The sequence below is a fragment of the Oleiphilus sp. HI0125 genome (genome assembly GCF_001635355.1).
In genome coordinates this window covers 1-11,980 of the sequence record NZ_LWGF01000157.1, presented here as the reverse complement: position 1 = coordinate 11,980, position 11,980 = coordinate 1, and the positions used below count along the sequence as shown (strand labels likewise).

Here is an 11,980-nt window from a genome sequence, read left to right as displayed (position 1 = left end):
CTTATGCGGTATTAATCCGGTTTTCACCGGGCTATCCCCCACTACTGGGCAGGTTCCTACGCGTTACTCACCCGTCCGCCGCTCGTCAGCATCTAGCAAGCTAGATCTGTTACCGCTCGACTTGCATGTGTTAAGCCTGCCGCCAGCGTTCAATCTGAGCCATGATCAAACTCTTCAGTTTAATCTTCAAGTGTCATCCCGAAGGACAACTAAATTTGTCTCAAGTAAAACTACTGTAATTACAATAAATGAATTCACAGAACGTTGACTTGATAATCTCTTAATAGCATCCAAAAACTTAATGTCTTCAGTGCTTTACGTGACATCATCTCAGTCAGCGCCCACACGAATTGCTTGGCTAATTTTTAAAGATCGTTGCTTGATGACCGTTTCCGTTCCCTCAAGCGAGGCGCGTATTCTACAGAGCCTCAGTTGATTGTCAACACCTTTTCTTAACTTTCTGAATTTAATTTTCTAAGCAACTAACTTATTGAAATCAAACTCAAAATTAGGTGTTAACTTCTCGCTTATTTCCAACCCTTTTGAAGGGCCTTCCCTCAAGCGAGCGCGAATTATATAGATCTTAATTCGCCGGTCAACTACTTTTTTTGATCTTTCTGATTTTATTTTTGAGCTCGTTTTCGACACTTATATCAGCAACAAAAACTTCTCAAAAATCACCAGAAACAAAGATCAAAAATTACGCTAGAAGACCTTCACTTCTCACCTCAATTTCGACTCCCTTAGCTGTCTCCCTCAAAGCGAGCGAGCGTTTTAATTATATAAACCAAACGATCAAGAAGTTTTTGATAATTTATTTAATCGAAACTCGAGCGATTTTTTTCTTGCCAGCCTGAATGACGAAACGACCACGCACCTTAATCATTAAAGATGCTTCTACCTTTTGGCCATCAACGTATACAGCGCCTCGCTTCAACACATCTTTTGCCGCAGCACCATTCTTAACTAGACCCGCCATACGCAGGACCGCCGAGATTGGCAACTCTTCCTGACCGTCATCAGCAGCCACTTCGACATCTTCCAAATTCTCTGGTATTTCACCTAGTGCCACCTGATTCCCAGCACCTTTGTGCGCTTCAGCTGCGGCAGCAGCGCCATGGAACCGTTCGATAATTTCGCGCGCAAACAGATCTTTCACTTCTTGAGGATTACGCCCCGCCTCTATTTCAGCCAATAAAGCCTTAACTTCATCCATCGACCTAAAGCTTAACAATTCAAAGTAGCGACCAATCATAGCGTCTGGCATTGACAGAAGTTTGGTATACATCAAACCAGGAGCATCACTCACACCCACATAGTTTTTTAAGGACTTAGACATTTTCTGAACGCCATCAAGTCCTTCTAAAAGAGGCATTGTCAAAATAGCTTGCGGATCTTGACCTGCATTTTTCTGCAAAGCGCGACCCATCAATAAATTGAATTTCTGATCAGTACCACCCAATTCAACATCCGCCTCCATAGCAACGGAGTCATACCCTTGGACTAAGGGATAAAGAAATTCATGGATAGCAATCGATTGCTCACCTTTGAATCGCTTACTAAAGTCATCACGCTCCAACATGCGCGCAACGGTATATTGACCAGCAAGGCGAATCATATCCACCGCACTCATCTTGCTCATCCACTCAGAATTGAACATGACTTTTGTTTTGCCTGGATCAAGAATCTTGAAGACCTGCTCTTTATAGGTTTGAGCATTCTCTTGAACTTGCTGCTCAGTTAAAGGAGGACGTGTCGCGCTTTTACCAGTCGGATCACCAATCATTCCGGTAAAATCACCAATCAAGAACATCACCTCATGCCCGAGATCTTGGAACTGCTTTAACTTATTAATAAGTACGGTATGACCTAAATGAAGGTCTGGCGCAGTCGGATCGAAGCCCGCTTTCACTCTCAGCTTCTTGCCTGCTTTTAGTTTTTCAACAAGCTCTTCTTCTACAATTAGCTCTTCAGCACCTCGCTTAATAATTGCTAATTGTTCTTCTACCGACAACATACCTTACTTCTCCAATATCACGCCTTGAAGGCGCCTGCACACAAGTCAAAAATTTAAAAGTGCGGCATTATACCAATTTTAATGGTGAAGTAAGCCACCTTTGCATTCATTCACTTTGCGCGATGGGATTACATAGATATACTAAAAATTAGATATTCACTTTTAGTTATTGATTGTAGGCAAGTTTTGTTTCACGCATTTCCAAAAACGCACGTTCTCGCAGCAGGCACAGTTGGCGTTCTCATCACCCTTATTTTACTTATCAGCCCTAGTAGCAAAGTTAATGCGACGAAAAACACAACGATCGCCATCGACATTCCAAAAGAAGCAACTATCAACAGCGCTGAACTTGCCACTCCTCAAGATCACGAACTACAAATTGAACCCTTAGAAAACTGGCAAACCTTCTCAGTGAATGAAGGCGATACTCTATCAAAGCTATTTGCTTTAGGCGGGTATAATGACGCAACCATGTACAAAGTACTTGGTGCAGGAAAACAAAACAAAGAGCTCACACGAATCTTCCCCGGCGAAAAAATAGCGTTTCTGAATGACGATGCAAATCAATTAAGTCGAATCAAGCTATCTCGGTCTCTCACTGAAACTGTATTTTTAGATCGTCAACAAGACGGCTCGTTCGTAACGGAAGTTGTTACCAGAGAACCAGAAGTTGAGCTAGCATATGCCGAGGGCACAATCGACTCATCCTTATTTCTTGCTGGTCAAAACGCAGGTTTGGGGCAATCTCAAATCATGGGTCTAGCCAATATCTTTGGCTGGGACGTGGATTTCGCCCTAGATATCCGCAAAGGCGACAAGTTCAGTCTGGTATATGAAAAGCTATTTGTAGATGGCCAACCTTATAAGGATGGACGAATACTTGCGGCCAACTTCAACAATCAAGGACGTCACCTAGAAGCCGTCATTTATACTGACGCGAATGGCGTTTCAAATTACTTTACACCCTCAGGTGAGAGTATGCGCAAAGCGTTTATCCGAACGCCTGTAGATTTTGCTCGCATCTCTTCTCACTTCAACCTGAAGCGCAAACACCCTGTACTTCATAAAATCCGCGCCCACAAAGGGACAGATTATGCAGCTTCTCGCGGCACACCAATTAAAGCAACGGGTGACGGCAAAGTGACATTTGCTGGCCGAAAAGGCGGATATGGCAATGTAGTCATACTTCAGCACGGCCAGAAGATCACCACACTATATGCACACATGCACAAGTTCGCTCGCAACGTAAAAGTTGGGAAGCGCGTCAAACAAGGACAAATCATTGGTTACGTTGGCAGCACAGGTTTAGCATCAGGCCCTCACCTTCACTATGAGTTTCGCGTGAATGGCGTACACAAGAACCCTGTTCGAGTGAAGCTACCACACGCAAAACCAGTACCTAACAGTGAAGTTGAGCTCTTCTCGCTTCAAACAAAGCCTCTCTTAGCGCAACTAGACACCCTGCGTGAAAACTTTCAGCTAGCGCTGAATGATCAGTAGCCTTGTGACCACCAGCCAACAACTCTATATAGGCTGCATTTCAGGCACTAGCATAGACGGCCTTGATATTGCCCTCGTTAAATTCGAGGGCAATAAGATCCATACAGTTCAAACTGATTGCATAAAACTTCCGGAGCAATTGGGACACGCCTTATCCCAACTCTGTGATTCAAACTCTGATGAAGAGCTAGAGCGTTTTGGTCGAGTAGATCACGAACTGGGGAAGTTCATTGGTAAAAGCACGAACGACTTCCTAACTCGCCTAAACATCAATCCGCAAAGCGTTACGGCTATAGGAAGCCACGGACAAACCATCCGCCATCGCCCAGAAGGTCCAACGCCCTTCTCCATCCAAATTGGTAATGGACATGCCATCGCGGAACACTCAGGCATTATGACGATCAATGACTTCAGAATGGCAGACATGGTTTGCGGCGGCCAAGGCGCACCGCTGGTCCCCGCATTTCATGAGGCTATATTTTCAAGCGAAGACGCACACCATTTCATTATCAACCTAGGCGGAATTAGCAACATTAGCGTGATCCCACAGGGGCACATTCATAACAGCTATGGATACGATATAGGGCCCGCAAACACTTTGCTTGATCGCTGGATAGAATTTCACAAAGACAAAAATTATGATGAGAACGGCACATGGGCTAGCTCTGGAGAAGTGATTACAAGCTTATTAAAGCGCTTATATAACGATCCATTTTTCTCGGCCCCCGCTCCTAAAAGTACAGGTCGAGAATACTTTAATCTTCAGTGGCTGAATCAGCATGAGATTCAAGATTTAAAACCAGAAGATGTTCAACGAACCTTGCTTGAATTAAGCGCTGTTAGCGTGGCAGAGACAATCAAGGCAGAAAAACAGAATCTAGTTGGTCCGGTGAAGTTTTATGTTTGCGGCGGTGGCGCTCACAATCAACTTCTTATAGAGAGGATTGAAACGCTCACCAACGAGCATATTCAGTTTACAGATGAGCTCGGCATACCGGTCGATGACGTTGAAGCATGCGCTTTTGCGTGGCTCGCCAAGCAAACAACGGAACGAAAAGCTGGAAATCTGATCAGCGCGACCGGTGCATCACGCCCAAAAATCTTAGGCGCGATACACCTCTCTTAAAGACCTTGTATCTAGACAGTTTGCTCTGTTTCTTGCGCTTGCGGTGAAACACCTTTTTTAAGAAGCTCTGTCACTTTATTTGCTTTCAAGCCCATCATTGCCATTGAGGTCATAACCCCTCCCATCAATGCACCACCCACACCAGCAGTTACCACATCAGAGCCTGTTAAATAAAAGTTTTTAATCTCGGTCTTTGGATGAATCCAACTTTGTCTAAAACGCTCGACATCATGCTCGATACCATAAATCTCACCACCTTCGTTCCATTGGAACCATTGAGTGGAAAGAGGCGTAGACAACTCAACGTAATCCAAAGCACCTTCAAGTTGAGGCATATGTTGATACAACTTTGCCATGAGCCGACCTGTAAGCTCCTGCTTAAGCGTCTCATACTCATCGCCCCGCTTACCCCAAGTTGTGCCTTGCCATTTTTCAAACCACTCAGGCTTGCACACGGTGACGATTTCGACCGTCGACTTTCCGGGATAGCGCTCTTCCCATTGTGGATCTTTTGCTGAAGGGAACGAAATATAAACCAGAGGAAAGTCCATATCTTTACTAGCGTAGAAGTCATCAACCGCTTTATCGTGATCATAATGCGGGTATAACCAGAAATTTTTCTTAGGAATTTGCAAAGACTCTGCAGAGCCTTTGAAACCAGCATATATACAAAGGTGCGCAGATGAAGTCTCTACCTTGGTGACAAGCTTATCGTAACCATTCTTTTTCACTGACTCTTCTGGCAATAGCTTGTTCAAAGTCGGCACTAAACCCGCACAACTTACTATCTCATCTGCATAAAGCTCATCACCTTTCACCAAGCGAACACCATAAGCTTTATTATTTTTGACAAGCACCTCGTCAACACCTGCATAGGTAAAGACCTCGCCGCCAGATTGCTGAATAACAGGAATAATTGTTTCTGCTATTCTCGCTGCACCTCCGACTGGGTAAGCACCACCGTTGAGATAATGCTTCGCGACCATCGCGTGCATAATGAACGCCGCCTTTTTCGGTGGAAGACCGTAATCCCCCCACTGCCCTGTAAGAACCGCGATCAATTCTTGATTTTGAGTTAAGCCGGACAACACCTCATAGGTCGTTTTGAACATATAATCTGGGAGTACCTTATCCCGAAACTTGTTATATAAGGTACCGGGAGTTTTAGGTAATGCTTGTCCTGCAAAGAACTTAGGCACCTTAGAGCTCGTTTCGTAAAGCAAATCGACATACTGATCAATTGCATCTGATTCCTCTGGGAAATTAAACTTCATTTCTTCTTTGAAGTTTTGAGGACCCGCCATAAAGTTGTATGCCTTGTCTCCGATGTATACCTGATCGTAGAGCGTGTCCATCTCCGCCCACTCAAGCTGACCGTCAGTGATCACATCAAAAACTCGACGCAATGTACTGTTTGGCCGATGCACCTCCCCAATATAGTGAACACCTACATCCCATTCATAGCCTTCACGCTCATAAGCATGTGTATAGCCGCCAGCAGTATAATGTTGCTCTAAAACACAAACTTTCTTACCTAACTTAGATAGAAGCGCAGCATTTGCGAGCCCACCAATTCCAGAACCGATAACAATGACGTCATAATGATCTGCTGCTTTTTTCTTTCTAAAGCGAGTACCTGTTCTAACTGTGCTCATAACGAAGTTACCTTACGATGTTGGGATCTACATAGCTCTTTTAATAAGAGCTTTGCATCTTAAGCAAATGAAGACTAATATGCAACAAATTGCATATGGAGTCTCTTTTGTCATTAAAACACGCCATCTTGGTCATGCTGGATCAAAAACCACATTCAGGTTACGACTTGCTTCAGCAGTTTAAAGAAAGTGTCGGATATTTCTGGAATGCAAAGCACCAGCAAATATACAGACAACTTAAAATCCTCCATGACGAGGAACTCATTGCATTTCAGAGCGAAATCCAATCAGGAAAACCCGACAAAAAAATCTATGCCATCACACAACAGGGAAAAGATGAGCTTTTGCGTTGGTTGAAAGAGCCCGTCGCCACAAACAAAATCAACGATGCATTACTGGTGAAAATATATGGCGCCGATTCCGCGCCGATAGAAGATATCGCATCAGAAATTGAGCGTCATATAGAGATCCATCAAAATACCCTTAACTACTTACTTGCTCTTGAGAAAAAATATCTTTCTCTTTCTTCAAACGAACAACTAAACTTCCGCTATCCTTACCTTACTTTGCGTCGAGGAATACTCGGCGAAGAGGCTTGGTTGAGGTGGGCTGAAGAAGCGACACAATTGTTCAAGAAATAATCAGAGATTTTTCTTCCACTCACGCGTATACTCCCGCCTCTTTTTATCACCTCCGAATTGAGGAAAATCTTAGTGAGCGAAGCCTCCAAAACATTTCATGAACTTGGTCTAACCGAGCAATTACTTAAAGCCGTTTCAGAATTAGGTTACGAAACAGCATCTCCTATACAAGAACAAGCCATTCCGGTCATTCGAGAAGGCCGCGACATTCTTGGTCAAGCGCAGACAGGTACTGGTAAAACAGCTGCTTTCGCTCTTCCAGTGCTTTGTGAAATTGAAGCGAAAAGCTCACTACCTCAAGTTTTAGTTCTCGCGCCTACTCGCGAGCTAGCGATTCAAGTCGCAGAAGCATTTGAAAGCTATGCGAAATACTTACCTGGCGTAAATGTTCTGTCGATCTACGGTGGACAGAGCTACAGCATACAACTGCGTCAACTCAAACGCGGAACGCAAATTGTTGTAGGAACACCGGGTCGTGTAATGGATCATATGCGTCGCGGGACTCTTAAGCTAGACAACCTAAAAACACTGGTGCTGGATGAAGCCGATGAAATGCTACGCATGGGTTTCATTGATGATGTTAATTGGATTTTAGAGCACACACCTGAATCTCGTCAGATTGCATTGTTCTCTGCAACGATGCCTAAAGAGATCAAACGTGTTGCCGATGCGCATCTTAATAATCCTGCGCACATAAAAATTGCATCTAAAACAGCTACAGCAAGTACTGTTCGCCAACGTTACTGGATTGCTCAAGGACTCAATAAATTAGATGCGTTAAGCAGGATTCTAGAAGTTGAACCTTTTGATGGCGTTATCATCTTCGTCAGAACTAAGGTTGCGACAGAGGAGTTAAGCACAAAACTTCGTGCCCGCGGATTTTCTGCAACCGCACTGAATGGTGATATTCCACAAGCAAGCCGTGAGAAAACTGTCGATAAGCTAAAAAAAGGCGACATCGATATTCTTGTTGCAACGGACGTTGTTGCTCGAGGTTTAGATGTTGAACGCATCAGCCATGTTGTAAACTATGACATTCCATACGACACAGAAGCTTATGTTCACCGTATCGGTCGAACTGGGCGCGCAGGTCGTTCAGGGGACGCTATTCTGTTCGTCGCACCACGCGAAAAACGCATGCTACGTGCTATCGAAAAGATTTCAGCAAAGTCGATCGAACGCATGGAAATACCAAGCGCAGCTAAAATCAATGAGTTGCGTATCGAGCAATTCAATCAGCAAATTATGGAAACGATCGAGTCTAGCGATTTAAGTTTCTACCAAGAATTAATCGAAAAACTAATCGACGAACGTCATGCAGATCCAATAGTCGTTGCAGCGGCACTCGCTAAGCTTTCTCAAGGCGGCAGAAACTTATTGCTTGACCCTAAATCAGATCGAGCGATGCAAGATGCTGAGAGCAGAGATAGAGATCGCAGCAAAGGCGATTCAAAATCGATTAAAGAAGGGCCGATTCGACCTCTTCAAAAATATCCAGATGTAGAATTAACTCGCTACAAAATCCAAGTCGGCCGTGTAGACAAGATCAAACCGGGACAAATCGTCGCTGCCATTGCGAATGCGGCAGAACTTTCAAGCGACTACATTGGTCAGATAGAAATCTATGACCGCTTAACAACCGTCGACTTACCATCAGGAATGCCTAACGACTTGCTTAAGCTATTGCAAAAAACTCGTGTGGCGCAACGCCCAATGAAAATGGTGCCGCTAAACGAGAACTTTGCGAAGAATGATTCGAAACGCAAAGAGAACAAAAAGCCCTCGAGCAAGCCGCGTAAGAGAAAAGTCAGTAAAAGCTAGTAACAAAAAAGCCCGCAAAAGCGGGCTTTTTTATTTAACTCGTTACGATTACTTGCTGTTATCAACCATGTACTGAACCGCATTTGCGATGTCATCATCAGAACATGTTGAACACGTGCCTTTAGGAGGCATAGCGTTGATACCATTGATTGCATTCGCAATCACTTGATCGATGCCACCAGACATACGTGCTGACCAGTCTGATGCTGAGCCTAGCTTTGGAGCACCTAGCGCGCCAGAAGTATGACAAGCCGAACACACACTGTTGTATAGCTCTTCCGGATCACGAGGACCAGACGCCACAGCTGCGGTCGCTGCACCACAATCATCACCCTGAACACAAACACTGCCTACAGGTTTAATGCGCTCACGAATACTGTCGTCGTCCATCGCTGCAGTTGCTGTAAATGCAGACACTACTAACGTTAGGGCAGCAAACATACTCATTACTAATTTTTTCACTTCACACCTCATCTTTGATTATGTCTGTAGGGAGGAACTAATTTGATCCAAAGTATAGGCGAAGCCACTCACTTCTTAAAACGGAAGTCCTCTTAATTTGTGCGGGATTTTAACCGCCAAACCATACTTCAAACAAGAGCAATCCTAATTTCGAAAAATTATATGAACTTTGGTTATTTATAAATTCTAAACTAAACTAAATATATTCTGCGCAAAGACTTGCACTGAAACGCAGAAACCATTGGACGAAGAATAATTATCAGGGACAGCCCCACAATATTTTTCACGTTCAGCAATGCTTAAAATTTAGTACTTATAGGTTTAATAATGTCAGAAAAACGTTCCGGAACCGTAAAATGGTTTAATGAATCCAAAGGATTTGGTTTTATTCAACAAGAGTCAGGTCCAGACTTGTTCGTTCATTTCAGCAATATCTCTGGTGAAGGTTTCAAAACCCTCACTGAAGGTCAAAGTGTAACCTTTACAGAAGGTGAAGGCCGTAAGGGCCCGCAAGCTGAAAACGTAAGTGCTGCTTAAGCATTCTAGCGACGGTTAAGCCGTCGCTTTTAATTCCCTTTGTTCTTTCCTCTAAACCTCATTACTAACTTATACAAACTCTCGTTTAATTTAACCCGCATTTTTTGCCAAGCTGAATATTCAATAACTCTACGCTGATATAAATGCAGGCTGACATAGCCCCATACTTTATACCAACGCAACGGCCCCATACCCTGACCACAAATGCCCGTATTTTTATCGAGCATCATAACCTGCATAACAACATCTTCATTTCTTGGATTTTGAAAGTTCAAGCCTAAACCTTTAAAGCCCATGTACCTATAGTGCTCTACTAGCTCTGGAGGACTTCCTACCAGTATGTAGTTTTTGCCTGCCGTCAGCCCTTCTCGATACATGTTTTCAAATACACCCTGCAAAACATCGGTATCTTGATAATGTCGCTCAATACAGACTTCCGTAATTTCCATAATCTGCTGGTAATCAGGCAATACAGAAAAACTTGTCGCGGGTAACACCGACTCAAGCTCTAAAGGCTTTGCATTACGCTCGCCAAAAACGAGCAGAGCTGAACCAATAACACGCGCATTATGGAATGCGATCAATATTCGTCCATATGCATCTTGCTCGAGTGCAAATCGCGCAATTGGCTCGTCTTTATCGCAGAGTCCCAGCCTTGCATATGACTTACGGCGAAGCTTTAAAACCGCTTCGTATTCTGCCTGTGTTTCAACAAAACGATACTGAACGAAATTCTGGACATGATTTGCCTCTATTCCAGAAAGAGAAATTTCTTGAGGCGTTTTTTGAGCAAAGTGAAAACAGTGTTGCGATAATTCTCGTTGAGCACTCGGTGAAAACTCATCCACGGCAATAAAACAACGAATCAAATTCTCTTCGGTTAGGCCAATATTACTCACCGTACCAAAGACCTTTTGTAAGCCGTGAACTGTCCCCAAACTAAATTCCACTCGCATACCATCGAAAAGAGTGAAGTCAGAATTAATATTTGAAGCGACAAAACCATGTAGCGATAAACTTTCTACTTCGAAGTATGAACTTTGCTTGTAAGCAAAGGGATGAACAAGCTGGCCTTTTAAGCTTTGTTCTGCGTTGAGTAATATCGGTTGAAAATTACCATGTGGATTACTCTGCTCATGCTCTATGACCGCTGAGACCTTAGTTCCTTGCTGTCGATCGGAGCGAATATCAATGACAATGCCACGTAAATCATATTCGTAACCAATCATTGGACTCACTCTCAATGAGACAGGCCCACCTACTTGCAGATTATGCTGGCTATGATGAGGAATATTGATTGCGAAACCAATACTAGAAAAGTCATTTAGGGAGGCCTCGATTTGCCCCCCTGGCATTAGAACGCTCGCTCGGAAACCATGTTTACCGCTAAGAGCCTGACGTGCAATACGCCTATCTTCATGCCGAATGAAACGAGTCTGAAATTCCATATCCCTAATCTACCCTTATGATTTTTTTATTTCTGGTGGACTAGGGTCTAGTTTAAAGCAAAAGCTCGCGAATATCAGACAAATATTTAGCTATGACGCCACTAAATCTTGCAGCATCTGCTCCGTTTACTGCACGATGGTCGTAAGACAACGACAAGGGCAGCATTAAGCGCGGGTGGAATTCACCGTTAGAGTATATCGGTTTCATTTGCGCCTTTGAGACACCGAGAATTGCGACCTCAGGTTGATTAACAATTGGCGTAAACGCAGTCCCTCCAACACTTCCCAAACTAGAGATAGTGAAACAAGCCCCCTGCATGTCGGCTGGGGATAATTTGCGGGCTTTGGCTTTTTCAGCTAGTTCACCAAGCTCTGCAGCTATCTCCCATAAATCTTTATGTAGCACGTCTTTGATCACTGGGACAACCAATCCATAGCTCGTATCTACTGCAATACCGATGTTGTAATAATGCTTCTGAATAATCTGATTATTCGCCATATCAAGTGAAACATTAAACTGAGGTAGATCCTTCAGCGCATGTGCACATGCTTTGATCATAAAGGGCAAAGGCGTCAACTTAAGGCCTTTAGCCGCTGCCGCATCTTTTTTCGACTTTCTGAAAGTTTCTAACTCGGTAATATCTGCTTCATCAAACTGCGTAACATGTGGAACATTGTTCCAACTCGACTGCATATTCTTAGCAGTTAACGCGTGTAATTTTTCAAGTTTACGTATTTCAACTTCACCAAACTTTACAAAGTCCGGAAGCTCT

General features: G+C 43.7%; 10 protein-coding genes and 1 rRNA gene. 5 read left to right on the top strand and 6 right to left on the bottom strand.

The features are described 5' to 3' along the window. Positions 1 to 181, bottom strand: a 16S ribosomal RNA gene (locus tag A3762_RS02655); the annotation flags it as partial. Positions 182 to 814: 633 nt separating this feature from the next. After that, a complete protein-coding gene (gene tyrS / locus A3762_RS02650) occupies positions 815 to 2,017 on the bottom strand; it encodes a tyrosine--tRNA ligase (protein ID WP_068753979.1) in 1,203 nt (400 codons plus the stop codon). Between the two features lie 186 nt (positions 2,018 to 2,203). On the opposite strand from tyrS, the gene A3762_RS02645 reads away from it, so the two are divergent. Beyond that, a complete protein-coding gene (locus A3762_RS02645) occupies positions 2,204 to 3,517 on the top strand; it encodes an OapA family protein (protein ID WP_068753977.1) in 1,314 nt (437 codons plus the stop codon). After that, complete coding sequence (locus A3762_RS02640; protein ID WP_068753975.1) at positions 3,507 to 4,643, top strand: anhydro-N-acetylmuramic acid kinase; 1,137 nt, start codon at positions 3,507 to 3,509, stop codon at positions 4,641 to 4,643. The genes A3762_RS02645 and A3762_RS02640 overlap by 11 nt, the downstream gene beginning before the upstream one ends. 11 nt (positions 4,644 to 4,654) lie before the next feature. Here the strand turns inward: A3762_RS02640 and A3762_RS02635 are convergent, their stop codons facing one another. Continuing rightward, on the bottom strand, positions 4,655 to 6,298 hold the full coding sequence (locus A3762_RS02635) for an NAD(P)/FAD-dependent oxidoreductase (RefSeq protein WP_068753973.1): 1,644 nt from the start codon (positions 6,296 to 6,298) through the stop codon (positions 4,655 to 4,657). A 107-nt stretch (positions 6,299 to 6,405) separates the two neighbouring features. On the opposite strand from A3762_RS02635, the gene A3762_RS02630 reads away from it, so the two are divergent. Next, positions 6,406 to 6,939, top strand: coding sequence for a PadR family transcriptional regulator (locus A3762_RS02630; protein WP_068473874.1), 534 nt, complete (start codon positions 6,406 to 6,408; stop codon positions 6,937 to 6,939). A 72-nt stretch (positions 6,940 to 7,011) separates the two neighbouring features. Beyond that, positions 7,012 to 8,760 carry a DEAD/DEAH box helicase gene (locus A3762_RS02625; protein WP_068753972.1) on the top strand — a complete coding sequence of 583 codons (1,749 nt, stop codon included), beginning with the start codon at positions 7,012 to 7,014 and terminating at the stop codon, positions 8,758 to 8,760. A gap of 48 nt (positions 8,761 to 8,808) precedes the next feature. Here the strand turns inward: A3762_RS02625 and A3762_RS02620 are convergent, their stop codons facing one another. Further along, positions 8,809 to 9,222, bottom strand: a complete 414-nt coding sequence (locus A3762_RS02620; protein WP_231876687.1) for a cytochrome c5 family protein — start codon at positions 9,220 to 9,222, stop codon at positions 8,809 to 8,811. Positions 9,223 to 9,549: 327 nt separating this feature from the next. On the opposite strand from A3762_RS02620, the gene A3762_RS02615 reads away from it, so the two are divergent. Next, complete coding sequence (locus A3762_RS02615; protein WP_068473848.1) at positions 9,550 to 9,759, top strand: cold-shock protein; 210 nt, start codon at positions 9,550 to 9,552, stop codon at positions 9,757 to 9,759. Between the two features lie 29 nt (positions 9,760 to 9,788). Here A3762_RS02615 and A3762_RS02610 read toward each other — a convergent pair whose 3' ends face one another. Beyond that, positions 9,789 to 11,207, bottom strand: a complete 1,419-nt coding sequence (locus tag A3762_RS02610; protein ID WP_068473851.1) for a PilZ domain-containing protein — start codon at positions 11,205 to 11,207, stop codon at positions 9,789 to 9,791. Between the two features lie 52 nt (positions 11,208 to 11,259). Then, positions 11,260 to 11,980 (bottom strand): 2-oxo acid dehydrogenase subunit E2 (locus tag A3762_RS02605; RefSeq protein WP_197468962.1); only part of this gene is annotated, 721 nt, incomplete at its 5' end.

Excerpts from the sequence above, each read along its gene's own strand:
- A3762_RS02635 (WP_068753973.1), bottom strand. The coding sequence starts at position 6,298 with ATGAGCACAGTTAGAACAGGTACTCGCTTTAGAAAGAAAAAAGCAGCA.
- tyrS (WP_068753979.1), bottom strand. The coding sequence starts at position 2,017 with ATGTTGTCGGTAGAAGAACAATTAGCAATTATTAAGCGAGGTGCTGAA.
- A3762_RS02640 (WP_068753975.1), top strand. The coding sequence starts at position 3,507 with ATGATCAGTAGCCTTGTGACCACCAGCCAACAACTCTATATAGGCTGC.
- A3762_RS02615 (WP_068473848.1), top strand. The coding sequence starts at position 9,550 with ATGTCAGAAAAACGTTCCGGAACCGTAAAATGGTTTAATGAATCCAAA.
- A3762_RS02610 (WP_068473851.1), bottom strand. The coding sequence starts at position 11,207 with ATGGAATTTCAGACTCGTTTCATTCGGCATGAAGATAGGCGTATTGCA.